Here is a 24,257-nt window from a genome sequence, read left to right as displayed (position 1 = left end):
TGTCCTCCGGCACGCTGGGCAGATGGGCGTGTGGGAGCTGCTGCTGGTCGGCGCGGTGATCCTGCTCGGCCTGGGCGGAGTCCTGGTGCCCGGCGTGCCGGGCTCGTGGCTGGTGTGGGCCGCGGTGCTGTGGTGGGCGCTGAAGGACCCGGAGCCGGTGGCGTGGTGGGTGCTGGTGGGGGCCACGCTGGCGCTGTTCGTGTCGCAGGTGGTGCGCTGGGCGCTGCCGCCGCGGCGACTGCGCGAGAGCGGCGCCACGCCCCGGATGGGGGTGTACGCGGGAACGGGCGCGTTCCTCGGCTTCTTCCTGGTCCCCGTGGTGGGCGCGATCCTGGGATTCGTCGGCGGCATCTACCTGTACGAACGGCTGCGTCTCGGGCGGCACGGTCAGGCGCGGGCGGCGCTGCGGCAGGCGATGCGCAACGGCGGCTCCAGCGTGCTGGCGGAGCTGTTCACCTGTCTGCTGATCGCGGGCGCGTGGCTGGGTGCGGTGATCTGGGGATGACGGCGCGGGCCCCACGGCCGGGCGCCGGGCCGACGGCGCGGGGCCGGGCCGCCGCCGAGCGGCGTGGGCGGGTGCGGGCCGGGCGGGTGCGGGCCGGGCGGGGCGCCGGCGTGGGGCGGGGCGGCGTAGGACCGGCGGCGTAGGACCGGCCGCCGATGCGCGGGGCGGGCCGGGGTGGTTGGCTGCCTCCATGACCGATTCCAGCGCATCAACCGGCGAGTCGTCCGGCCCGTCGTCCGGCCCGTCGCCCGACAAGGCGTTCAGCGAGGCCGAACGCGCGTATCTGAGGTCGCAGCGGCTGGGGCGGCTGGCGACCGTGGACCCGTCCGGGCAGCCGCAGGCGAACCCGGTGGGCTTCTTCCCGCAGGACGACGGCACGATCCTGGTCGGCGGCCGCGCGATGGGCGACACCAAGAAGTGGCGCAACCTGCGGCGCAACCCGAAGGTCGCCCTCGTCGTCGACGACATCCTGAGCGAGCGGCCCTGGCGGGTGCGCGGTGTCGACATCCGCGGTGACGCGGAGCTCCTCACCGGCCCGCACGCGCTGGGCCCGTACTTCAGCGAGGAGGTCATCCGCATCCACCCGAAGCGGATCCACAGCTGGGGCCTGGACGAGGTGTGACCCGGCCGCTCCGGCCCGCACCGGGCTCCCCGGGGCACGGGGCGCCCGGCAGGGGCACGGGGCGCCCGGCAGGGGCACGGGGCGTCGCGGGCGGCCGGCGTCTCAGCGGGCCGGACGGGGCGGGGCGGTCGCGCGGCGGGCCTCGTCGAGATGGACCGCGGCGTAGGAGCGCCAGGGGCGCCAGGCGTCCGGGACGTCCTCGCCGCCGGGCGCGACGTCGGGGTCGCCGAGGGCACGGACGCGGATCACCGCGACGGCGGCGGGGGTCAGGCCGGGCAGCGCCCGCAGCGCCGCCTCGGCGTCGTCGCGGTCGGCGCCCGCGTCGAGCCGCACGGCCCCGTCGGCGAGCGCGGCGGCCAGCACCCCGGCCGCGCCGCGCAGACCCGCGCCGGCGAGGACGGCCGGTTCCGGGAACAGATGGGTGAGGCCCCCGGAGGGGGTGTCGAGCCGCTTGCCGTACGCCTGCACGAGCCGCTCGGCCCGCTCCGGCCCGACCAGCGTGCGCACCGCGGTCTCCTCGGGGTCGGCGGCGCCGGGCGAGCGCAGTCCGGGCCGGGCGGCGACCAGCGGGGCCAGCCGCGGGTCCGTGCCGAGCCGCTCGTCGACGGCGTACGGGTCGGCGTCGAGGTCGAACAGCCGGCGCAGCCGCTGCACGGCGGTGGTCAGGTCCCGCGGGTCGGTGAGGTGCAGGCGCGCGTCGAGCCAGCCGCCGGGTCGGACCGCACCGGAGGGCACCGTGGCGGCCCGCTCCTCGACGGCCGCGACACCGGTCCCGTAGGGCAGCCGCAGGGTTCGCCGGTAGATGCGCGCGCCGGGCGGGCCGCCGACCTCCTCCACACCCGGTACGGCTTCGCGCGCGAGAAGGTCGAACACGGCGGCGGCGTGGTACGGCCCGCGGTGGGCGAGCCGCAGCGGGATCCCGGTGGCGGGGTTTGGGGCCCGGCGGGTGCGGCGCGCGCCGTCCGGTGCGGCGGCGCGCAGCCCGCTGGGTGTCGTGGCGTACACGGCCCGGACGGTGTCGTTGAACTGGCGCACGCTGGCGAACCCCGAGGCGAAGGCGATCTCGGTGACGGGCAGCGCGGTCGTCTGCAGCAGGACGCGCGCGGTGTGCGCCCGCTGTGCCCGCGCCAGCGCGACCGGCCCGGCCCCCACCTCGGCGGTGAGCTGCCGCTGGATCTGGCGGGCGCTGTATCCGAGGCGGCCGGCGAGACCGGGGACGCCTTCCCGGTCGACGACGCCGTCGCCGATCAGCCGCATGGCCCGGCCGACGACGTCGGCGCGGGTGTTCCACTCGGCCGAGCCGGGCGAGGCGTCCGGGCGGCACCGCCGGCACGCCCGGAACCCGGCCCCCTGCGCGGCCGCGGCCGTGGGAAAGAACCTCACGTTGCGGCGCTTGGGCGGCACCGCCGGGCAGCTGGGCCGGCAGTAGACACCGGTGGTGGAGACGGCGAAGAAGAACGCCCCGTCGAACCGGGCGTCCCGGCTCCGCACCGCCTCGTACCTGCCGTCCTGGTCCGTCATGCCTTCCAGTGTCCGCCGGACCGGCCGGGCCCGCTGGCGGAAATCGGACACCGCCTGCACCGCGGACACCGCCTGCACCGCGGGCTCCGCCTGCACCGCGGACACCGCCTGCACCGCGGGCTCCGCCTGCACCGCGGAGCCCGCGGACACGGTATCCGGTGGGTCAGCGGCGGCCCCGCTTCAGCTCCATCGCGGCGCGGCCCTCGGCTCCGCGGCGCTTCCACTCCTTGCGGATCTCGGCGCGCAGCCGGGCGTCGGTCTTGGCGACGATCCTCTGGTTCTCGCGCTGGAGCTTGCGGTAGCTGTCGAGCCGGCGCCGGGGCAGTTCACCGTCGTCCACGGCGGCGCGCACCGCGCAGCCCGGTTCGGCTTCGTGTGCGCAGTCGTGGAAGCGGCACCGCTCGGCGAGCGAGGCGATCTCGGAGAACGTCTGGTCGACGCCGGCTGCGGCGTCCCACAGTCCGACCCCGCGCAGTCCGGGCGTGTCGATGAGGGTGCCGCCCGTGGGCAGCGGCATCAGGTTGCGGGTGGTCGTGGTGTGGCGTCCCTTGCCGTCGACGTCCCGGACCTCCCGCACGTCCATGACGTCCCTGCCGAGCAGCGCGTTGGCGAGGGTGGACTTGCCCGCGCCGGACTGCCCGAGGAGCACGGACGTACCGGCGCCGACGAGCGCGGTGAGGACGTCCAGCCCGGTGCCGTCCTGAGCGCTGACCGTCAGCACGGGCACGCCGGGGGCGCTGGTCTCGACGTCCTGCGCGAGGTAGGACAGCGCGACCGGGTCCGGGACCAGGTCGGCCTTGGTGAGGACGACGACGGGCCGGGCGCCGGACTCCCGGGAGTCCGCCGGCTGACGCAGCAGTGCCGCACCGTTGGAGCTGGACATGGCAAGTGCCAGGAATCGCTCGATGCGCCCGAGGTCGGGTTCGACCGCGAGCGACACACAGATGACGACGTGGTCGATGTTGGTGGCCAGGACCTGGCCCTCGGAACGCTTCGACGACGTCGACCGCACGAAGGCGGTACGGCGCGGCAGCAGTGTCCGCACGTACCGCGGGTCGCTGCCTTCGGGATCGACGGCGACCCAGTCACCCGTGCACACGACCTTCATCGGATCACGCGGGACGACGAACTCGGTGTCGGCACGGACGGTACCGGCCGGGGTGACGACGTCGCACAGACCGCGGTCGACCCGGACGACGCGGCCGGGCAGGAGCCCCTGCTCGGCCGAGGGAGCGAACTCGGCCTCCCAGCCCTCGTCCCAGCCGTAGACGGCGAGGGGGTGCGACGAAGCGGAAGAAGCCGAAAGGAAAGAGGAAGACAAAGGGGAAGACAAGGGGTGACCCTTCACAAGGGTGGCCCCGGCACCGCGCTCACTGGCGCGGGAGAAGCGGAGAGGTCAGCCGGAGGCCACGGAAGCGGACTGAATGAACTTCCGGATGCGGGCAACGCCCGTCTCAACGACAGCCATCGGTCACACCTCCCGAACAGGTCACGGCACCCCGGCCAGGCGGGGCCACCACTCGAACAGCTTCGACCCTAGAGGTACGTGGGCCCGAGACGCAATCGACATACGGCACCCCGGTCGCACGTCCTCGGGGCACGGGTCGTGCCGTGCCGCAGGGCGACCGCAGGTCGAGTGGACGGCGGCCGGTGCGGCTCGGCACACCGCTCATACGCACGCCGGGCGGTGTGGCGACCCCGGTCTCCCTTCGGCACGAGGCCGCATGCGGACGGCCGGGCCTCTGCCGGCCGACGACGCGCCCGGCCGTCCGATCGGCCCGGCCGCGGCCCTGGAAGCAGCGGCAGCATGTGTCAGAGTGGAGAGGTGAGACAGGAGAGGGCGGCCTGTCATGTCTACCTACTTCGATCCCCACAGCCCGGCCATGGCCGGCTCCGTCCCCATCGACCGGCGGAGCGAGGAGTACGCGGACCTCTTCGGGGAGGCCCCGGTGATCTTCGCTGCGCTCAGCGGCCCGAAACACCTGCTGGAAGTCGCGAACTCGGCGTTCTTCGAGGCCATGGGGTGCGACCGCGGGCGGATCGGCGAGCCGGTCGGAGAGGTGATTCCGGAACTGGTTCCGCAGGGCGTCCTCGCCCGGCTCGACGAGGTCTACCGCTCCGGCGTCGCCTACCGGGCCCGGGACGGGCGGCTGATGCTGGGAGAGCCGGGCAGGCAGCGGGAGCGCTTCTTCGACTTCACCTACGAGCCCCGCTGGGACGAGGCCGGCCGGATCGACGGGGTCGTGGTGATCGCGGTCGAGACCACCGCGCACCACGACGCGCGTCTCCTGGCCTCGGAGCAGCGCGTGCTGCTGGAGCAGATCGCACGTGACGCCCCTCTCACCGAGATCCTCGACGGCATGGCCACGGCGATCGAGGAGCTCTCCCCGGACATGATCGTCTCGGTGCTGCTCGTCGATCCCGACGGACAGCGCCTGCGGCACGGCACCGCCCCGCGCCTGCCCGACTTCTACAACGAGGCGATCGACGGGACACCCATCGGCGAGGGCGTCGGCTCGTGCGGCACGGCCGCCTTCCGGAACGAACCCGTGATCGTCACGGACATCGCCACCGACCCCCTGTGGAAGGACTACCGAGACCTGGCGCTGCAGGCCGATGTCGCGGCGTGCTGGTCCACGCCGATCCAGGACACGGACGGCAGGCTGCTGGGCACCTTCGCGATGTACCACCGCACCCCCAAGGCACCCGCAGACAGGGACGTGACGCTCAGCGTGGTGTTCGCGCGCATAGCCGCGCTGGCCATCGAGCGCCACCGTGCCGTGGAAGCGCGGCGCGCCGCCCAGGAGCGGGAGAGGGCCGTCCGTGAGGATCTGGCCTTCCTGCTGGAAGCAAGCACCACGATCACGGGCGAGACACACTATGCGGAGAGCCTGCAGTGCCTGGCCAGGCTGACCGTTCCGGCCCTGGCGCCGCTGTGTGCCGTCCATGTGGCCGAGCACGGCCGGACCCGCCGCATCGCCGTCGCCGCCTCGACACGGGACGGAGAACGGCTTCTCTCCTCCCCCGCGCTGTGCGACGACGTGGACGCCGCCGTCGCCCGCGTACTGGCCTCCGGCACCATCGAGACGGCCCGCACGGGCAGCCCCTGCGCACAGCTCGGGGTCACGGGTTACGTGTGCGTGCCGCTGGCCACCCGGGGCCGTACCTTCGGCACGCTGACGCTCCTGGCCACCTCCCTCACGCTGGACGGCCACACGATCGCCCTGGCCCAGGAACTCGCCCGCCGGGCCGCCTCGAGTGCCGACAACGCCCACCAGTTCACCGACCGCGTCCGGCTGGCCCACGATCTGCAGGCAGGCCTGCTGCCTCCCGAGTTGCCCAGGATTCCCGGCGCGACCCTGGCCGCCTCGTACCATCCGGCCGGTGAAGGACTCGACGTCGGCGGCGACTTCTACGACGTCTTCGCGCTGTCCGGCGACCGCTGGGCGTTCATGATCGGCGATGTGTCGGGGCGCGGCGCGCTGGCGGCCACCACCACCGGAATGGTCCGCCACACCGCACGCGCCGCCGCCCGCCTGCTGCACGACCCGGTGGCGGTGGTCGCCGCCATCAACGACGCGTTGACGGCAGGCACCGCCGAAGAGGACCGCTTCGTCTCACTCGTCTACGGCGAACTGCGGCGCTCCTCGTCCCACCTCGCGCTCAACCTGATTCGAGCAGGCCACGTACCGCCCCTGGTGCGCCGGGTCGGCGGCACGGTCGAGGAGCTCACGCAACCCGGCCTGCTGCTGGGCATCCGTCCCGACCCGGGCTTCTGCCCGTGCGACATCGACCTGCGTCCCGGCGACAGCCTGGTCCTGGTCACCGACGGCATCACCGAGGCGCGTTCCGCCGAGGGCGAGTTCTTCGGCGAGGACCGCTTGGCCGACGCGCTCGTCGCCGACCGGATCACGACGCCCACCGCCGCCGCCCTCGTCGAGTCCGTCACCGCTGCGGTCACCACGTTCGCAGGTGATGCCTCCCTCGACGACCGGGCCGCGTTGGTCGTCACCGCCATCTGACGGTCACGACGGCGCAGCCGCCGTCGCCGCGCGCGCAGCGCGCGGGACGGGAGGCGGTCAGGGGGTTCTTCTCAGCGGTCCGCGCACGCCCGCCCGTCGAGCGCGAACCCGTGGGGCGGGGTGTTCCGGCCGCTCCAGGAGCCGAGGAAGCCGAAGGAGAGGGTGCCCGGGGCGGGCACGGCCCGGTGGTGGTCGGGGGCACGGGCGGTGACCCGGGCGCCGTGCTGGGTGAGCCGTGCGCCCCAGGCCCGGGTGACCCGCTGGCCGTCCCGGAAGGCCCAGGTCAGCGTCCAGTCGTCGAGTGCGCCGCCGGTGGTGACGGTGACCGTGGCCTGGAAGCCGCCGGGCCACTCGCCGGCCGGGCGGTAGGCGACCCGGCAGGACGGCGGCCCGCCGGTCGCGGGGGCGGCCGAGCCGGTGGTGCGCCCCGGTCCCGGGACGCGCACGGCGGGCGGGGCGGGCGCGGCACGGGTCGTCGACGCGGCGGGCCGCGACGGCAGCGGTACGCCGGCGGAGGGTGCTGCGCCCGGTGAGGCGGCCCTGTCCCGGGCCGCCGCGGCGGCCCCACCGGGCGCGGTGGGAGCGGTGGACGCCGCGTGCGGGGCCTGCGGGGTGGAGGGGGCGGTGGGGCGCGTACGCCCGGACGGCGGGATCGGGGCGCCCCGTCGGGTGCTCGCGTCGGCGACCGGCCGCCGGGCGGCGGCCTCACCGTGCGCCGGGCCGTCCCGGCCGCCGGAGCCGTGGCGCGGCACCAGGGTCACGGCCAGCGCCAGCAGCGACACCAGGACGGCTGCGACGACGAGGCCGCCCCGCAGGACGCGCGCCCGGCCGGCCTCGGCCGCTTCGGGCCCGCCGCCGTCCGGGTGCGCCGGTCCGGGCGGTGCCTCGGCCGCGTGGCGGCGGAGCGCCAGATAGGCGGCTCCGCCCCAGCCGATGACGCCGTCGGCGAGCGCGGCGGGCAGCGCGGCACCGTGCGGGCGCAGACAGGCCGCGGCCTCGGCACACGGGGTACAGCGGTCGAGATGGGCGGTGAGGCCCGCGGGGGACTCGGCGGCGGGACCGCGGTGGACCGCGTCGAGGAGCCGGGCGTAGGAGCGGCACTCGCCGTCCATGGGCCGGTCGAGGTGGGCGCGACGGCAGCGGTCGCGGAACAGGCCTCGCACCTCGGTGAGTTCCTCGGCGAGCGCGGCGGGGTCCAGGCGCAGTCGGCGGGCCACGACGGCCGCCGGCAGGCACTCGACGTCGGTCAGCCACAGCAGGTCGGCGTCGGCCTCCTGCATGTCGCGCAGGGCGCGCAGGGCGAGGGGCCGCAGTAACGGCGGTCCGGTGTGGCGGGCGGCCGGTGCGGAGCGCAGCCAGGCCCGCAGCCCGGGGTCGAGCCGGTGGCCGCGGCCGCCCGCCTCCCACGCGGCGGCGGTCGTGCGGACGGCGGTCAGCAGCAGCGGACGGGCGGGCAGCCGGGGCACACGGCGGGCCGGGCGGGAGGGGCGGGACGCGGGACCGGGCGGCCGGGCCCGGATCTCGCGCAGGCCGCGGCCGAGTGCCTCGCGGGTGAGCTCCTCGGCGGACGCCGGGTCGCGGGCGCACAGGCGGGCGTAGCACAGGACGGTGTCCCGGTACTCGGTGAAGAGGGCCGCCTCGGCGGCGTTCCGGAGGGCCGACGGGTCGGGCATGGTTCTCCTGCGTCCACGAGCGAGGTCAACTCGCCCGAGGTACAGGAGAGTTGTGGGGTGCCTCGCGGTGGTTCCGACCCTTTCACGCCGCCGACGCGGCTGACAAGCGGACCGGCCGGACAGGACGGGCCCCGACTCCGCGGGAGTCGGGGCCCGTCCGCCGGGGGTGCGGGTCCGGCCGGGTCAGACCGCGGAAGCCTGCTGCGGGGCCTCCTCGGCGGTCTCCCGTTCGGGGAGGCTGTCCATGAAGGAGCTGACGGAGAACACGGCGCGGCCGGGGCCGGGCGGGCCGTAGCCGGGCGGGGAGGTCAGGCCGAAGTCGTCCATGGTGGCGCGGTAGGCCTCCAGCAGGCGGATGTGGTACTCCAGCAGCGCGCCCTGCGGGTTGGCCTTGCCGAGCGGGGTGGTGGGTTCGGGGCACCAGGTGGTGAAGCGGGGCGTGATGCCGTGCGACATGAAGAAGCGCAGGCCCTCGGTGGTCGACGCGATGGCCTCATCCACCGTGGTGAACCCGAACGGCTCGGCCATCTCCACGCCCGCCACGAAGTTGGGGATGACGTTGCGCGCCCCGAACACCTCGGCGGAGTCCAGGATGCGCCGGTGCCATTCGTCACGGCCGACGTAGCGCTCCTTGCCGGGGCAGTACAGCTCGAACAGACGGCGGTCCCACACCTCGTAGTTGGGGTGGTAGATCTGCACGCCGTAGTCCTTGAAGCGCTGCACGTCGTCGCGCGGCAGGGCCTGGGCCACGACCTTGCCGATCCAGCGGCCGGGGAAGCGCTCCTCGATGGCCTTGGCGTAACGGCCGTAGAAGTCGGCCTCGTCGCGGCCGCCGACGGTCCTGGTGATGGCGCCGCCGGTCAGGGTGTAGGCGGTGGAGGCCCGGGCCGTGTCGTACCGGTCGATGATCTCCAGTGCCTCCAGCACCTCCTCCACGTCCTTCACACCGGTGTAGGGCCGGCCGGCGGCCTTGTGCTGGCGCCAGTTGTGGTTGATGTCGCAGTACTGGCACTCCTCCTTGGCGCCGAAGTACTGGCAGACCCGGAACACGGTCAGGTAGATCAGGTAGCCCCACTGGATGGTGGGGGCGACCTCCATGACCGACTTCCCGTTGGAGAGGGTGTGCCGGTAGTACTCGGGCATGGGCGGCACACCGACGTCGGCGATCCGCCTGCCGTCGAGGTACAGGCCCAGCAGGCCCTCCTCGTCGGCGGCGACCCGGTACGGCGAGGCGGGGTTCACCCGTACGGAGACCACGGTGCGGCGCAGGTCGTAGGGGCCGCCGGTGAGGATGATCTCCTCGGGCGGCCGTCGCAGCGCGGCCTCGCCCAGTTCGGGCAGGGTGCCGTGGTCGAAGGAGAAGATGAAGTACGACTTCGGCTTCACCTCGCCGCTCTCGTTGTCGCTGAGCGCGGACGCGTCGAAGGCCACACCTCCGCGGAGCAGGTCCTCCTTGAACACGGCCTCCCGCGGCACGTGCGGGAAGCGCTCCATCAGATCCTCGACGAGCGCGGTGCGGCTGCCCATGCCGTGTCTCCTCCCGGTTCAGTCGTGCGACTCCTCACGGTATGCCCCTTCACCGACGTCCGTGCAGCCGGGTCCGGGCAAGGCGGCCCGGACCGGCGCGGATGTGACGCAGGCGACGCTCCCGCGGGGCGGAGCGAAGGGGCGGAGCGAAGGGGCGGAGCGAAGGGGCGGAGCGAAGGGGCGGAGCGAAGGGGCGGAGCGAAGGAGGAGGGACGAGGGGGCGGGGCCAGGGGCGGGGCCAGGAGGAGGGACGAGGGGGCGGGGCCAGGGGCGGGGCCAGGAGGAGGGACGAGGGGGCGGGGCCAGGGGGAGGGGCGAGGGTGCCCCGGTGACCGTCGGGCGTGCGACGGGGGCGGCCGGGGCGCGTCGCGGCGCCGCCCCGCGGAGCGGCGCCGCGGTCGGCCGGCTCCCTGTCGCGGCCCTTCCGGCGGAGCGCCCAGGCTGTGCCGGACCGATTGGTCCGGATCTCCGGGCCCGGTGGCTCACCACCCCGCCGGTGTCCCGTGTCCCGTGTCTCACGTCCCGTGTCTCACGTCCCGTGTCCCGGCCGGAGGAGGCCTCATGGCGGCGCCGCGCGCCGGTGTCACCGCGGAGCGGCTCGTCGCCGCAGCCGCCGAACTCGCCGACGAGGCGGGCTTCGAGAACGTCACCCTGTCGGCGCTGGCCCGCCGCTTCGGGGTCAGGGACGCCAGCCTGTACGCGCATGTGCGCGGCCTGCGGGACCTGCGCACCCGGCTGGCCCTGTTCGCGGGGGGCGGAACTGACCGGCCGGATCGCCGACGCCGTGGCGGGCCGGGCGGGAAAGGCGGCGCTGGTGGCGTTCGCGGGCGCCTACCGCGAGTACGCCCTGGCCCACCCGGGCCGCTACGCGGCGACGCAGATCCGCGTCGGCCAGGACCCGGTCTCCGCCTCCCCCGTCCCGCGGCGCACCGCAGACCTCACCCACGGCGCGCTCCGGGCGTACGGCCTGACCGAACCCGACCTGACCGACGCGGTGCGCCTGCTGCGCAGCACCTTCCACGGCTACTGCGCTCTGGAGGCCGCAGGCGGCTTCGGGGCCCCGCGCGACGTACGCCGGTCGTGGGACCGGGCCGTGGAGGCGCTGCACGTGGCCCTGGAGAACTGGCCCCGCGAGAGCTGACCGGGCGCCCCGAAGCCGCGGCGGGACGCGTGGACGGCGGGGTGGGCCGGCGGCCGGGGCGGTCGCGGACGGCACCGGGGGCGCGGGCCGGACTACTGTCGAACCATGACGGCCGCACCTCCGCTCGCCTGCGCCCTCGCGACCGGGACGGTCGTGCTCGACGGGGGCCTGTCCAACCAGCTCGAGTCCGCGGGCCACGACCTGAGCGACGAACTGTGGTCCGCCCGGCTGCTCTCGGAACGGCCGGAGGCGCTCACCGAAGCGCATCTGGCCTACTTCACGGCAGGCGCGAGCGTGGCGATCACCGCCAGTTACCAGGCGACGTACGAGGGCTTCGCGCGGCGCGGCATCGCCCGGGGGCGGGCCGCGGAACTCCTCAGGTCGAGCGTGGAGCGGGCCCGCGAGGCGACGGACCGGGCCAGGGCGCGGGGCGTCACGCGCCCGCTGTGGGTGGCGGCGTCGGTCGGCCCGTACGGCGCGATGCTCGCGGACGGCTCCGAGTACCGGGGCCGCTACGGACTGAGCGTGACGGAGCTGGAGCGCTTCCACCGGCCGCGGATCGAGACGCTGACGGAGGCGGCCCCCGACGCGCTGGCCCTGGAGACCGTCCCCGACACCGACGAGGCCAGGGCCCTGCTCCGGGTGATCCGCGGCCTGGGCGTCCCCGCCTGGCTGTCGTACGCCGTCCTGGGCCACCGCACCCGTGCGGGCCAGCCCCTGGAGGAGGCCTTCGCCCTGGCGGCCGACAGCGACGACGTCATCGCCGTGGGCGTCAACTGCTCCGCCCCCGAGGACGCTCCCGCCGCACTGGCCACGGCGGTCCGTGTCACGGGCAAACCCGCGGTGGCCTACCCCAACAGCGGCGAGGCCTGGGACCCGGCCGCCCGCACCTGGGCCGGCCCCCCGACGTTCACCCCCGCCAACGCCCTCACCTGGCACCGGGCGGGCGCCCGCCTCATCGGAGGCTGCTGCCGGGTGGGCCCCCGCGAGATCAGCGCCCTGGCCGAAGCGCTGCCCCGGCCGGAGTGCGGCGAACGGCGGTAGAACGGCGATCGGGCGGCACGCCGGGGACGCCCGCCCCCGGCATCCGGCCGAAACCCCCCGCACCACCCCACCCGCCCCACCGCCGACCCGAGGACGGACACCCGCCGGCACGGCCCCGCCCAACCGCCGGCACAGCGGCGCAACCCCACCGCGCCGGGCAGTCCACCGGCACCACCCGTCACAGCGGCGCGGCGCGCAACCCCGCACCGTCCCGAGCGGCCCGCCGGCACCGGCCACCGTGGGAGTGGGGAACCGCGCGAGCGGCCACGACGGCGCCACGGCCGGCCGTCGTCGGACCACCGTGCTTCCGGCGGAGCGCTCAGTGCCTCCGCACCGAGGCAGACCTCCGCAGCCGTCTGACCACCGACCGCAGCTCGGCCCCTCGCAGCAGGACGTCCTCCTCCTCGGCCGGCTCCCCCTCACCGGCATCCGCATCCGCGCCCGCGCCGGTCCCGCTCCCCGCCCCGTTCCACAGAGCGAGCTCACCGTCTCGCAGTCCGGTCACCGTATGGGCCGGTACCAGTACCGCGCGCCCCTCGTCCGCACCGGGCGCCTCCTCGCCGAAGACGCGCACGGGGTGCGAGGCGTCCCACGCCCGCCATCCGGGATCGCCGTACGTCACGAACCGCACCCACGCCCGGTGCATGGACCGGGCCAGCTCCCCCGGCGCCCCCTCGCCCGCGAGCTTCACCGCCTCGGGCACCTGCCCGGTGTCGAAGACGAACCCGAGTTCGAGCGCATGGCAGGCGCCCAGCCGCGGCAGCCGGGACGGCCAGGCGAACTCGTAGACGTAGGCGGACCCGGGCCGGGCCTCGGCGAGCCGCTGGAGCGGCACCCGCAGGAGGTGGTCGGTGACCATCTGCCCGACGATCTCGGCGGTCCCGGCCTCCGGGTGGAGGGCCCGGTAGCCGCGTGGGACGTCGGGCCCGCACCGGCAGCGGGCCCGCGCTCCGGCGAGGGCGACCGCCCCGAGCCGGTCGACGCGCTCCAGCAGGCCACCCGGCGCGAGCCAGAGCCGGTACTCGTCGCGGGTCCAGCCGAGCAGCAGTTCGGCGCCGGCCGCGGCGGACCCGTCGACGAGCGCGTCGAGCGGGTCCCGGGGGACGAGGTCCCCGTCGATGACGATGCCGAACGCGGGCCCGCCCAGGACGGGGCTGCTGAGCCGTCCGACGTCGCTCTGGGTGCGCAGCAGGACGTCGCGGTCGACGGCGGCGAAGGCCTCCGCGGTGGCGGGCACCTTCAGCCGGGCGGCCATGCGCCGCACCATGCGCCGCACCTTGTCGCGGTCGGCGGCCTCGGGCGGCCCGCTCTGCAGCACGGCGCGCCGGACCAGCCCCTGCGCCTGCGGGGCGGCGATCAGCGCCCCGGTGCTGATCGCACCGGCGGACTGGCCGGCGAGCGTCACCCGGCCGGGGTCGCCGCCGAACGCGCCGATGCAGGAGTGCACCCAGCGCAGTGCGGCCAGCTGGTCGCGGAGGCCGGGGTTGGCGGGTGCGTCGGGGAAGAGGCCGTAGCCCTCGACGCCGAGCCGGTAGTTCACCGACACCAGCACGACCCCGTCGCGGGCGAAGGCGTGCCCGTCGTACACGGGGACCGCTGAGGAGCCCCTGGTGAGGGCGCCGCCGTGCAGCCAGACGAGCACGGGCAGCCGGGCGCCGGGCCCGGGCTCGGGCGTCCAGACGTTGAGGTTGAGGCAGCCGTCGCCGGGGACGGCGGGGTCGGCGAGGTACTGGGCGAAGGCGTCGGAGTAGGCCGGCTTCGGCGCGGTCGGACCGAAGGAGAGGGCGTCCCGCACGCCGGTCCAGGGCTCGGGCGGCTCGGGAGGCCGGAAGCGCCGGGCACCGAAGGGCGGTGCGGCGTAGGGGATGCCGCGGAACACGGCGATGCCGTCCTCGTAGCGGCCGCGTACGGCGCCGCAGGGTGTGCCGACCACGGGGTGCGTCCGGTCCGACGTCATGTGCCCACCAGCCCTTCACCACGCCGATGCCTCATGACAGCAGCATTCACATCAGAGCATCACACCGCACGCCGGAGCATCTGGCCACAGGGCGACGTACCGGGGCGGGGCCGGTGCGCGAAGGCCGGTGGGCGGCCGGAAAGCGGCAGGACATATCCTGCACGGTCGCGGCCCAGAACCATGATCGAAAGGCAACCGCCGGATGAAGAAGCGAAGAACCCTCGGCGGTGGAACGGGGCAGGTCCTGGCCGCCGCCGTGGCGGCCGCGTCGATAGCCACGGGGGTGGCCCTGCTGCCCTCGGCGGAGGAACGGAGCGAGGCGTCGGACGCCGAGGGGCTGCCGCTGGGGGTGGGCACGCTGGCCGAATCGCGCCTCGCGCGGGAGATAGCCGAGGGCGTGACCCATGTGTCGATCCGCCGCGGAGAGGCGTCGGCGGACGACGTCTGGACGGTCACGGTCGGCCTGGGGACGACCGAGCGGGAAGTGGCTGCACTGGAACGCAAGGTCCGTGCGGCGGGCTACACGCCGTACCGGGACGAGACCGCCGGGCCGGACCCCCTGGACGGCGGTGACGGCCCGCTGGGCCGGCTGGTGCGGGTGGGCCGGTACCAGGACCGGGCCGAGGCCGACCGGGTGAAGCGCGCGATGGCCGCGCGGGGGCTGACCGGGACGGTGGAGCACACCAGCGAGGACGGCCGGGCCACCACCGGGCCGTGGGTGGTGAACGTCCTGGTGGTGGACCCCGCGCGGTTCCACGGGAGTGTGCGGTCGGAGCTGGCGGGCGGGATCGTGCCGGTGCGGGAGCGGACGAGCACGACGGCCCGGCGGGCGGGTGCGCTGGCCGCCGTGAACGGCGGGTTCTTCGTGCAGGCCGGGGAGCGGACGACGCCGGGTCCCTGGCTGGCGGGGACGGACGGCGATCCCGCCGGGGTCGCCGTGATCGGCGGTGTGGTGGTCTCGGAGGCCGTGAACGGCCGGCCGGCGCTCGTGCTGCCGGACGGGTCCGGCCGGGGCGCGGCCGTGCGGCGGGTCGGAACGAGGATCAGGGTGACCGCGGCGGGCGGTGCGAGCCGTGAGGTGACGGGCCTGAACCGGCAGGCGGGCCTGGTGGTGAACTGCGGTGGCGTGGGAGACGCGACGCCGTTCCGTCACCCGGCTCACGACTACACGTGCGGCAACGGCAACGAGGTGGTCGCGATCACGTCGGCGTTCGGAGCGAGCGCGCCGCGGGGCTCCGGGTATCAGGTCACACTCGACGGCGAGGGCCGGGTGACCGCGGTCCAGGACGGCCGGGGCGGCGCGGTCCCCGTGGAGGGCACCGTGCTGCAGGGGACGGGCACCGGGGCGGAGTGGCTGCGCACGCACGCCGGAACCGGTGCCGTGCTGACGCTGAGCACGGAGCTGCTCGACACGGAGGCGGACGTGCGGCTGCCGCTCACGTCGACGACGTCCGTGGTCAACGGCGGTCCGCTGCTGCTGCGGGACGGCGCGGAGGCGGTCGACGACGTGCGGGACGGATGGAGCCCGGAGGACATCGACGGGGAGGACCGGGCGCTCCCGTACAACAGCTGGTTCCTGCAGCGCGCACCACGCACGGCGGCGGGCGTGACCGCGGACGGGCGGATCGTCCTGGTGACGGCCGACGGCCGGAAGCCCGACCACAGCATCGGCCTGACGATCGCCGAGACGGCCGCGGTGATGCGGAGCCTGGGCGCGGTGGACGCCCTCAATCTGGACGGGGGCGGGTCGACGGCCATGGTCGTGGGGGGCCGCCTGCAGGGGCTGCCCAGCGACCGGACCGGTGAGCGGGCCGGCGCCGAGGCACTGCTGGTGATGCCGGCGGCCTGAGGCCACGCCGGCCGCGCCACCGGCCGGGTGCCGCCCGCACCGGTCGGAGCACTCGGAGCCGCGGGACCGGTCGGACCGGCCGGCGAGCAGCTGGCGACCGTGCCCGTCTACGGCGACGACGCCGGTGAGCCCTGCTACGACGTCACGCTGGCAGACGCCCGCTGCGTGCAGGCCTGGCGGTGGAACCTCGACCATGTGGTCGATCCGCACGGCAACGTCATGTCGTACTGGTACGGCACGGAGACCAACCACTACACCCAGGGGCTGAAGACCACCGAGAACGGCAAGCCCCACGTCCGCGGTGGCTACCTCAAGCGGATCGACTACGGACAGCGCGCCGACAAGGTCTACTCGACCCGGCCGGCGGCCCGTGTCGTGCTCACCACGGCGGAGCGCTGCCTGGGCTCCCTGACCAGTTGCCAGCCCGGTGATCTTTCCGATTCCACGGCCGCGGACTGGCCCGATGTCCCCTGGGACCAGAACTGCCAGGCCGACACCAAGTGCCCGGGCCAGAACTCGCCGACCTTCTGGACCCGGAAGAAACTCACCAGGATCACTCGGCGAGGTGGGGGTGCCCGACGACACCTGCACCCGCACCGAGTACGCCGACAACGCCGCCCTGCACATGTACAGCTACGTGTCGCGGGTGGAGAAGGTAGCCGTCGGCTGCGGCACCGCACCGGACCGGGCGAGTCAGGTGATCTCGGATGACCTGACCTACTACGACGGTTCGTCGGTTCTGGGCGCGGCCCCGGCCAAGGGCGACGTGACCAGGACCAAGCGGCTGGCCTCGCACGACGGTTCGACGCCTGCACACCAGACGACGGCCGAGACGACCTACGACGCGTTCGGCCGCCCCCTGGTGGTCGAAGACGCCGAGACGCTCGCCTCTTCCACCACGCATGCGTCTTCCACCACGTACACCGACAGCTACGGCCTCGCCGCGAAGTCGACCACCACGAACGCCGTTGGATGGACCACCACCACGGAGTACGCCCCCGACCGGGGACACCCCGTCGCGAAGGTCGACGCCAACGGCAAGCGCACCGAACTCGCCTACGACGCCCTGGGCCGCCTCACCTCGGTCTGGCTTCCCGACCGCATCGGTCTCACGCCGTCGATGAAGTACGGCTACGTCGTGCGCGGCACCAGTGGCATCACCGCCGTCCACACCGAGAAGATCGAGAAGGACCGTACCTCCTACGGCAGCGAATGGACGCTGTACGACGGCTTTCTGCGACCACGCCAGAAGCAGACGGAGGGCGCCGGCGGTGGCCGCATGGTCGCCGACACGCTCTACGACGGATCCGGCCGCGTCGTCACCGTCAACGACACCTACTACGCGGCCGGGGCTCCCTCCTCGGCGCTCTTCACGCCGGTGGAGGCCGACCTCCACGCCCAGACGGTGACGCAGTACGACGGCGCAGGCCGCGTCACCGCCTCGATCCTCAACGTCCAGGGCACCGAGAAGTTCCGCACCACCTACGCCCACGACGGAGACCGGGTCACGACCACCCCGCCCGCGGGCGGAACCAGGACCACCGCGGTCACGGACGCGCGCGACCGGATGGTCACGCAGTTCCAATACCCCACCGGCGGTGGGACGGTCACCACGGCCTACGCCTACACTCCCGCTGGGCAGCTGAAGAAGGTCACCGACACCAAGGGCAACTCCTGGACGTACACGTACGACCAGCTGGGCCGGCGGCACCAGGCGATCGACCCCGACACGGGTACCACGGAGTACGCCTACGACGCGCTGGACCGCGTCACGTCCGTCACCGTCAACGGCAACAAGACCTCGACGACGTATGACGCACTGGGGCGGACCGTCGCCACCTGGGACGGAGAGGCGGACACAGGCAGCCGCCTGTCCTTCACCAAGTACGACACCCTCGCCAAGGGCACCGTCTACGGCGTCTACACGTACAAGAGCGGCACCGTCCACTCCGCGGTGACCTATCCCGCCCTCGACCCCGACAACGACTACCAGCCCACGTCAACCCGGTACACGCTGAACAAGGCGGTGGAGCCGGAACTGGGCGGCACGTACGAGTTCACCACTCAGTACAACGCCGACGGCAGCGTGCAGGGCCAGGGGATCCCCGCGGCCGGCGGGCTGTCCGCCGAGGCGCTCGCCTACACCTACGACGACCTGCAGCGGCCCGTCGCACTGCACTCGTCCCTCGGAGGGCTGCGGTACGTCACGAACGTGAGTTACTCGCCCACCTCGAACCTGGAGCAGCTGGAGCTGTTCACAGGTGACTCCACCTCGAAGAAGACCTGGATCACCAACTCGTTCGAGGCCGGCACGGACCGTCTGACGAACTCCAAGGTCACGGTGGAGGGCGCGGCGAGTACCGCCTACGACGCCGACTACACCTACGACGCCATCGGCAACATCCGGTCCATCGCCGACACCCCGTCAGGCGGCACCCGGGACGTCCAGTGCTTCACCTACGACGGTCTGCGCCGCCTCACGTCGGCCTGGACATCCTCCCGGACCCCGGACGGCGCGAAGGGCACAGGCAGCACGGACGCCGCCTGCACCTCCGGTGCGTCATCCTCGACGGTCGGCGGTGTGGCCCCGTTCTGGACCGAGTTCGGCTACGACGCCATCGGCAACCGCACCGACGAGGTGCGGCACGGTGTGAACGGCGCGGGGACCACCACCCGGACCTACGCCTACGGCACGGGTGCCGGCCCCGACGGCAGCGACTCCGGACCGCACACGGTCGCCTCGGTCACCGAGAAGACCGAGGCGACCCAGTCGACACCGGAGGTGACCTCCAAGAACACCTACTCGTACGACACGTCAGGGAACACCGGCACCCGGGTCCTGTACGGCGACACACAGCACTTCGACTGGGACCGGCAGGGCAGACTGACCAAGGTCACCAACGCCGACGGAGCCGTCACCACCTACCGGTACGACGCCGGCGGTGAGCGCGTCCTCAGGAACACCCCGAAGGAGAAGACGTTCTACCTGCCGGGTATGGAACTCCGGCTGGACAAGTCCACCGCCAAGGTCACCGCCACGCGCTACTACACGTTCGCGGGCACGACCGTCGCCATGCGCGACGCGGACGGCGTCAAGTTCCTCGCGTCCGACCACCACGGCACGGCCCAGCTGGCAGTCGACCCCAAGACCGGCGAGACCACCCGTCGCCGGACCGGCCCGTTCGGTGTCGCCCGCGACGAGGCGACCTCGTCCCCCGCAGGCTGGGTCAACGACAAGGGCTTCGTGGGCGGCACCATCCAGGAGTCGACCGGTCTGACCACACTCGGCGCACGCGAATACGACGCCGATACCGGCCGTTTCCTGTCGGCCGACCCGATCATCGACCACACCGACCCTCAGCAGATCAACGGCTACGCCTACGCCAACAACAATCCCATCAGCTTCCACGACGCGTCCGGCCTGCGTCTGGCCGAGTGCCAGGGCGGCTGGAATGCCTGCGGCCCGTCTCCCACGAAGCCCGGGCCCATGACCAAGAAGGCCGACGGCACCGGAAGGGTCGCGGCGACCGATCACACCTTCTCGGACGCCGAGTACCGGGCCGAGCAGTCACGAGGCCGGCAGAACGACGCCCAGCAGCGCGCCAAGAAGATCGCCCTCGAACTGGCGGACATCGTCATGGAGGAGCTGGGCATCAAGGATGCCCTCGACTGCTTCACGACGGGCAATCTCGGAGCGTGCGGTGAGACGGTGCTCAACGTCGCCTCGGCCTTCCTCGGCGGCGGGCCACTCACCAAGCTCGTTCGCAAGTACTGGAACAAGTGGGACAAGGCTCGGGCTCTGGCCAAGCGCGTCAAGAACCTCACCGTCGAGCTCCTCGACACCTTCAAGGACTGGCGCAAGGCCGGGAAGGAGACCCGCCGCCTCGAAGAAGCCGCTGCCTGCACGGTCCGCTCACCGGGAAACAGCTTCACTCCGGGCACACTCGTCCTGTTGGCCGACGGAAGCGTCAAGAGAATCAAGGACGTGGCGCTGGGCGACCGGGTTCTGGCCACCGACCCCGAAACGGGCGAGACGTTCACCCAGACCGTCACCGCGGTGATCAAGGGAGTGGGCGTCAAGCACCTGGTCGAGGTAACGGTCGACATCGACGGCCGGCACGGCGACAAGACCGCATCCGTCACCGCCACTGACGGCCATCCCTTCTGGGTAGCCGAACTGGGCGAGTGGATCGACGCCACCGACCTCACGGTGGGACAGCTGCTGCGGACCAGCGCCGGCACGCACGTACAAGTCACGGCAGTCAAGCGCTGGACGGCAGCACACTCCACCGTCCACAACCTCACCGTCTCCGGCTCACATACGTACTATGTGCTCGCGGGGGCGACGCCGGTCCTCGTTCACAACTGCAACACATCGTTGGCGGAGTACGCAGACAGTCTGCGCCCGGGGTTCAACAAGGTAGACGGTCCGTTCTTTGCGGCGAAATACACCTCTCCATCAGGGCGAACCTATTTCGGTCATTCAGGTCATGATCTGAGTCCAAGTCCTGGTGGGGAAGTGGACTCCCTTGTTCGGCGGTTCGCGCCGGAAGGTGGCCGTTACCATGCGGGATGCGCAGAGACGATGTGTCTCATTCAGGCTGAGGCCGCCGAGGGTGCCGCTGGACTCAGAGGAGGGACGTTCGAAGTGGTGAAGGTGAGAGGATTGAACTCTCCGCCAGGTGGCGCCCACGGCACCCCCGCCAGCCCATGTTCACTGGTCTGTCAACCCAGGCTGGATCACCAGGGAATCAGCTACTGAGGGAAATGATGTGAGTAGGCAGCACCTCCGAGTGAATCGCTTCGGTTTCGCCGAATACGAAGACATGATAGAGATTTCCAGAAATGTGGATATCTCCGAACTGAAGGGTGCCCTCAAATCAATCGTGGAGTTCGCCCTCTCAGAGGATTCCGATCTCCTCGATTCGCTATCGGACGGCGCCCAGTCGGACTTCATGGTTCCTTTGGGAATGTCTGCAAGAATGCTGTCAAGCGGAGATTACTCGGAGATGGAGTTGCTCTCTGCCGCCTGCACCGTGAGGTACTGTGCCGAGCCGCATTTGTCAGAGTTCCCTGACGAGCTCGCGCAGATGCTCTCTCGGCTGCCTCGGTAGCGACAGCAAATCAAAAGCGTAATTAGGTATGCCTTGGCGGGCCTTAGGGCGCTGTGACGGCAGTAGTTGACGCTGAGGGGGCCTGCCGCCGGAAGCGGTGGGCACCCCGCCCGGCTGCCTTCTTCGCAAGGGTCCGGCAGCCAGACGGGTCCAACTCCGCAGCATCCGCCGCGCAGTCCACTGAAGACCGTAAGGGGGGAAACGGTGAACGTGGACGAGCTGCTCACCGGGGACCTGATCACCGGCGTCCCGGCCGTCGAAGCCGCGCTGCGGTGTCGTGCGGCGGGGCGGGGCCGCGTACGGCCCCGCCCCGCCTGGTCTGCGGACCCAGATCAACACCATGCACCGACACTGGGCGCTCCCCTCGGGCGACGAGGCCCGAGACGAGATCCGCAGACGTGTCCTGTTCCCCCGCGAACTGGAACGCTACGCGGAGGGCGTCGGCTTCGAGGTCCTGGACATGAACGACGGCACAGAGACAGGGCTTACGGGCCCCACTGCGTACACAGTCGCCCGATATATCCGGCCATGACCGACGAGGCCAGAAGGGGCGCCAGCACCGGCCACCGGGCCTGACGGCGCCGCTACGTCGACGCCTGACGGCCTGGTCGACGGCAGCATCAGGGGACGATGTGCCGCAGAGGGGAGGGGCGTCGTCGTGCGTCGGCTCGCCGCCCTCCGGGCCGTGGGGTGCGACGCTGAGGGTGTCGGTGGCCTGGCGTTCACGGTCCGGCGCTGGGCGGCGTGAAGGCGGTTGACCCATCGGGTGCGGTTCCCACGCAGCGGCGTGCGGTCGCGGCGGATCTCCCGGCGGGCCGGCCTGTAGTGCACTGTGGTGCATGCACGCCCTGGGAGCTGCCACATGCGTGGCGCAATACCGAGCTCGGACCTCCGTTTCAGGTCGCGGCGGGGTTCGGTGGACGCACCGGAGTGCGGCGGCGGTGGTCCTGGGGGCTTATGCCGTAGACGCGTTTGAAGGCGCCGGAGAGGGCGAAGGCGCTGCCGTAGCCGGTACGGCGGGCGATGGCTTCGAGGGTGTCGTCGGTGTCGCGGAGGGCGTCCGCGGCGAGGGCCATCCGCCACCGGGTGAGGTAGCTCATGGGCGGCTCGCCGACCAGTTCGGCGAACCGGCGGGCCAGCGCCGCCCGGGAGACGCCCGACTTCGCGGCGAGGGAGGCGACCGTCCAGGGGTGGGCGGGGTCGTCGTGGACGAGCCGGAGGGCGCGCCCGACGACGGGATCGGCCAGGGCGCGGTACCAGCCGGGGGTGTGGGCCTGGGGACGGGAGAACCAGGCCCGCAGCGCGGCGATCACCAGCAGGTCCAGGAGCCGGTCCAGGACGACCTCCTGGCCGGGTTCGTCGCGGACGATCTCCGTCATGAGCAGCGGCGTCAGGGGGCACTGCCAGGTGTCGGAGGTGAGGGTGAGCAGCGGCGGCAGGGCGTCCAGCAGCCGGCCGCTGACCTCGCCGGGCCACAGGTAGGTGCCGATCAGGACGACGGTCTCCCCGTCCAGGGTGTCGCCCCAGGTCCGTACGCCGAGGTCCATGGAGCCGTTGAGGGGCCGCCCGTCGGGGTAGCTGCACTCGCCGGCCGGCAGGACGAGGGCCTGGGGTGCGGTGCCGGGGTCGTCGGCGCAGGTGTAGGAGTCGGGGCCGCGGACGATGGCGAGGTCACCGGCCCGCAGCCGGACGCGTTCGGCGGAGTCCGGGAGGACCCAGGCGTCACCGCGCACCACGAGCATCACGGTGAGCGGGGCCCGGTCCTCCACGCGCACGCTCCAGGGCGGGTCGAAGCAGGCCCGGATCATGAAGGCGCCGCGGGCCCGCGGCCCGTCCAGCAGGTCGGCGAGAGGATCCGAGCCCGGGGGCACGGGCGGGTGGGGCACAGCGGTCATGGGGTCAGCGTAGACGCGCGCGTATGGACCCGAGCCGTTCAGCGATGTGCCCCGGCCCGGCCGGGCCGTTGACTTGAGGCATGACGCAGAACACGCGGTCGCAGAACGCGCAGAGCCAGAGCACGCAGAGCCAGAGCACGCAGACGGAAGACACGCGGACGGAGAACACGAGGACGGAGAACACGCAGATGACGACGGTGGTGGTGACGGGCGTCTCGGGGCGTACCGGGAGCCGTGTGGCCGAGACGGCGCGCGCGGCGGGGCTGGCGGTCCGGCCGGCGTCCCGGGCGCACGGCTTCGACTGGAGCGACCCGGCCACGTGGGAGCGGACGCTGAGCGGCGCGGACGCCGCCTATCTGATGCACCCCGCCGACGTGGGCGCGCCGCAGGCGACACGGGAGGTGGGCGCACTGGCCCGGGAGGCGGTGCGGCTGGGCGTACGGCGGCTGGTGCTGCTGTCGGCGCGCGGTGAGGAGCAGGCGCTGGCGACGGAGGAGGCGGTCCGGGCCTCGGGTGCGCGGTGGACGGTGGTGCGGGCGGCCTGGTTCATGCAGAACTTCAGCGAGGGTCTGCTCGCGGACGGCATCCGGGCGGGTGGTGAGCTGGTGTTCCCAGGCGGTGACGTGCGGGAGCCGTTCATCGACGCGCAGGACATCGCGGAGGTGGTGGTGGCCACGCTGCTGGACGGGGAGCGGTACGCGGGGCGCGAGATCGAGGTGTCCGGTCCGAGGCTGCTGTCGTTCGGGGAGGCGATGGCGGAGGTGTCCGCGGCGGCGGGCCGGGAGCTGCCCTACCGGCCGGTGCCGGCCAGGGACTTCGGCGACATGCTCACCGGGTTCGGGGTGCCGGCCGCTGAGGCCGACTTCCTGGTCGAGCTGTTCGAGACGCTGCTCGACGGGCACAACGCCCATCTCTCGGACGGCGTCCAGGAGGTGCTGGGCCGCGCACCGCGCGACTTCGCGGAGTTCGTGCGGGAGGCGGCGGGGGCCTGGAAGGTCTGAGCCCGGCCCGCCGGGCGGGACACCGGTGGGCCGCACGGTGACGGTCCCGGGCACTCGGAGGCGTACCGGCCCGCCGCGGACGCGGCACCGTGCCGCTTCTCCGTCTCCTGGTCCCGTGCGCGGCCACCGGCCGCCGCGGGCGCGCGCCGTGCCCGGGAGGCCCGCTGCGGGCCCCTGACTCCGGCCTGCTCCGCCGCGGCCGGCCCGTACGGGGCGGGGACACGGTGCCCCCGGCCCCCGGCCCCCGGCCCACGCCCCGGGCCACCCGGCCACCCGGCCACCGGGCCGTCCGGCCACGTCCCTGCCGGTCGGCCACCGGCGACCAGCGACGCCAGCCGGCGAACGGCCACCGGCGACCAGCGGACGCCAGCCGTGGCGAACGGCCA

General features: G+C 73.4%; 15 protein-coding genes and 2 pseudogenes. 11 read left to right on the top strand and 6 right to left on the bottom strand.

Annotation, left to right across the window (positions count from 1 at the left end):
- Window positions 1-22 precede the first annotated feature (22 nt).
- Window positions 23-505 carry a DUF456 domain-containing protein gene (locus AC5K6T_RS10580; protein ID WP_493207870.1) on the top strand — a complete coding sequence of 161 codons (483 nt, stop codon included), beginning with the start codon at window positions 23-25 and terminating at the stop codon, window positions 503-505.
- Window positions 506-695: 190 nt separating this feature from the next.
- A complete protein-coding gene (locus AC5K6T_RS10575; RefSeq protein WP_493207868.1) occupies window positions 696-1,127 on the top strand; it encodes a PPOX class F420-dependent oxidoreductase in 432 nt (143 codons plus the stop codon).
- Window positions 1,128-1,229: 102 nt separating this feature from the next.
- Here the strand turns inward: AC5K6T_RS10575 and AC5K6T_RS10570 are convergent, their stop codons facing one another.
- Together AC5K6T_RS10570 and rsgA are read right to left on the bottom strand one after the other, a co-directional pair.
- The gene (locus AC5K6T_RS10570; RefSeq protein WP_493207866.1) at window positions 1,230-2,648 is read right to left on the bottom strand and encodes a bifunctional transcriptional activator/DNA repair enzyme AdaA; all 1,419 of its coding nucleotides are present in this window, start codon (window positions 2,646-2,648) and stop codon (window positions 1,230-1,232) included.
- 163 nt (window positions 2,649-2,811) lie between these two features.
- Entirely contained in the window at window positions 2,812-3,969 is a 1,158-nt protein-coding gene (gene rsgA, locus AC5K6T_RS10565; RefSeq protein ID WP_493207864.1) for a ribosome small subunit-dependent GTPase A, read from the bottom strand.
- A 529-nt stretch (window positions 3,970-4,498) separates the two neighbouring features.
- On the opposite strand from rsgA, the gene AC5K6T_RS10560 reads away from it, so the two are divergent.
- A complete protein-coding gene (locus tag AC5K6T_RS10560; protein ID WP_493207863.1) occupies window positions 4,499-6,670 on the top strand; it encodes a SpoIIE family protein phosphatase in 2,172 nt (723 codons plus the stop codon).
- A 71-nt stretch (window positions 6,671-6,741) separates the two neighbouring features.
- Here AC5K6T_RS10560 and AC5K6T_RS10555 read toward each other — a convergent pair whose 3' ends face one another.
- Window positions 6,742-8,343 (bottom strand): cellulose binding domain-containing protein, encoded by a 1,602-nt coding sequence (locus AC5K6T_RS10555; protein ID WP_493207861.1) that lies wholly within the window; start codon window positions 8,341-8,343, stop codon window positions 6,742-6,744.
- 183 nt (window positions 8,344-8,526) lie between these two features.
- The gene (locus AC5K6T_RS10550; RefSeq protein ID WP_493207859.1) at window positions 8,527-9,870 is read right to left on the bottom strand and encodes a radical SAM protein; all 1,344 of its coding nucleotides are present in this window, start codon (window positions 9,868-9,870) and stop codon (window positions 8,527-8,529) included.
- A 561-nt stretch (window positions 9,871-10,431) separates the two neighbouring features.
- On the opposite strand from AC5K6T_RS10550, the pseudogene AC5K6T_RS10545 reads away from it, so the two are divergent.
- Both AC5K6T_RS10545 and mmuM read left to right on the top strand, forming a co-directional pair.
- A pseudogene (locus AC5K6T_RS10545) lies at window positions 10,432-11,011 on the top strand (TetR/AcrR family transcriptional regulator).
- Between the two features lie 105 nt (window positions 11,012-11,116).
- The gene (gene mmuM, locus AC5K6T_RS10540; RefSeq protein WP_493207857.1) at window positions 11,117-12,055 is read left to right on the top strand and encodes a homocysteine S-methyltransferase; all 939 of its coding nucleotides are present in this window, start codon (window positions 11,117-11,119) and stop codon (window positions 12,053-12,055) included.
- 319 nt (window positions 12,056-12,374) lie between these two features.
- On the opposite strand, the gene AC5K6T_RS10535 is transcribed toward mmuM, so the two are convergent.
- Window positions 12,375-14,012 carry a carboxylesterase/lipase family protein gene (locus AC5K6T_RS10535; protein ID WP_493207855.1) on the bottom strand — a complete coding sequence of 546 codons (1,638 nt, stop codon included), beginning with the start codon at window positions 14,010-14,012 and terminating at the stop codon, window positions 12,375-12,377.
- A gap of 202 nt (window positions 14,013-14,214) precedes the next feature.
- Here AC5K6T_RS10535 and AC5K6T_RS10530 point away from each other — a divergent pair, with 202 nt between their 5' ends.
- The 5 genes and pseudogenes from AC5K6T_RS10530 to AC5K6T_RS10510 form a co-directional block, all read left to right on the top strand.
- Entirely contained in the window at window positions 14,215-15,861 is a 1,647-nt protein-coding gene (locus tag AC5K6T_RS10530) for a phosphodiester glycosidase family protein (protein WP_493207853.1), read from the top strand.
- Between the two features lie 27 nt (window positions 15,862-15,888).
- A complete protein-coding gene (locus AC5K6T_RS10525; protein WP_493207851.1) occupies window positions 15,889-16,572 on the top strand; it encodes a SpvB/TcaC N-terminal domain-containing protein in 684 nt (227 codons plus the stop codon).
- Window positions 16,487-20,623, top strand: a complete 4,137-nt coding sequence (locus AC5K6T_RS10520; protein WP_493209275.1) for an RHS repeat-associated core domain-containing protein — start codon at window positions 16,487-16,489, stop codon at window positions 20,621-20,623. The genes AC5K6T_RS10525 and AC5K6T_RS10520 overlap by 86 nt, the downstream gene beginning before the upstream one ends.
- A gap of 10 nt (window positions 20,624-20,633) precedes the next feature.
- Window positions 20,634-20,975: a hypothetical protein gene (locus AC5K6T_RS10515; protein WP_371238436.1), complete on the top strand. Its 342-nt coding sequence runs from the start codon at window positions 20,634-20,636 to the stop codon at window positions 20,973-20,975.
- A 319-nt stretch (window positions 20,976-21,294) separates the two neighbouring features.
- A pseudogene (locus AC5K6T_RS10510) lies at window positions 21,295-21,507 on the top strand (SAM-dependent methyltransferase); the annotation flags it as partial.
- 364 nt (window positions 21,508-21,871) lie between these two features.
- Here AC5K6T_RS10510 and AC5K6T_RS10505 read toward each other — a convergent pair.
- Entirely contained in the window at window positions 21,872-22,870 is a 999-nt protein-coding gene (locus AC5K6T_RS10505; RefSeq protein ID WP_493207848.1) for an AraC family transcriptional regulator, read from the bottom strand.
- 188 nt (window positions 22,871-23,058) lie between these two features.
- Here AC5K6T_RS10505 and AC5K6T_RS10500 point away from each other — a divergent pair, with 188 nt between their 5' ends.
- A complete protein-coding gene (locus AC5K6T_RS10500; RefSeq protein ID WP_493209273.1) occupies window positions 23,059-23,871 on the top strand; it encodes an NmrA family NAD(P)-binding protein in 813 nt (270 codons plus the stop codon).
- Window positions 23,872-24,257: the final 386 nt, after the last annotated feature.

The sequence above is a fragment of the Streptomyces sp. B8-7 genome (genome assembly GCF_058833805.1).
The sequence above is the reverse complement of the archived record's forward strand: the minus strand, read 5'-3'. Positions and strand labels throughout refer to the sequence as shown.

Coding starts and splice junctions, on each gene's coding strand:
- AC5K6T_RS10580 (WP_493207870.1), top strand. CDS start 23: ATGGGCGTGTGGGAGCTGCTGCTGGTCGGCGCGGTGATCCTGCTCGGC.
- AC5K6T_RS10575 (WP_493207868.1), top strand. CDS start 696: ATGACCGATTCCAGCGCATCAACCGGCGAGTCGTCCGGCCCGTCGTCC.
- AC5K6T_RS10570 (WP_493207866.1), bottom strand. CDS start 2,648: ATGACGGACCAGGACGGCAGGTACGAGGCGGTGCGGAGCCGGGACGCC.
- AC5K6T_RS10560 (WP_493207863.1), top strand. CDS start 4,499: ATGTCTACCTACTTCGATCCCCACAGCCCGGCCATGGCCGGCTCCGTC.
- AC5K6T_RS10555 (WP_493207861.1), bottom strand. CDS start 8,343: ATGCCCGACCCGTCGGCCCTCCGGAACGCCGCCGAGGCGGCCCTCTTC.
- AC5K6T_RS10550 (WP_493207859.1), bottom strand. CDS start 9,870: ATGGGCAGCCGCACCGCGCTCGTCGAGGATCTGATGGAGCGCTTCCCG.
- mmuM (WP_493207857.1), top strand. CDS start 11,117: ATGACGGCCGCACCTCCGCTCGCCTGCGCCCTCGCGACCGGGACGGTC.
- AC5K6T_RS10535 (WP_493207855.1), bottom strand. CDS start 14,012: ATGACGTCGGACCGGACGCACCCCGTGGTCGGCACACCCTGCGGCGCC.
- AC5K6T_RS10530 (WP_493207853.1), top strand. CDS start 14,215: ATGAAGAAGCGAAGAACCCTCGGCGGTGGAACGGGGCAGGTCCTGGCC.
- AC5K6T_RS10520 (WP_493209275.1), top strand. CDS start 16,487: ATGTACAGCTACGTGTCGCGGGTGGAGAAGGTAGCCGTCGGCTGCGGC.
- AC5K6T_RS10505 (WP_493207848.1), bottom strand. CDS start 22,870: ATGACCGCTGTGCCCCACCCGCCCGTGCCCCCGGGCTCGGATCCTCTC.
- AC5K6T_RS10500 (WP_493209273.1), top strand. CDS start 23,059: ATGACGACGGTGGTGGTGACGGGCGTCTCGGGGCGTACCGGGAGCCGT.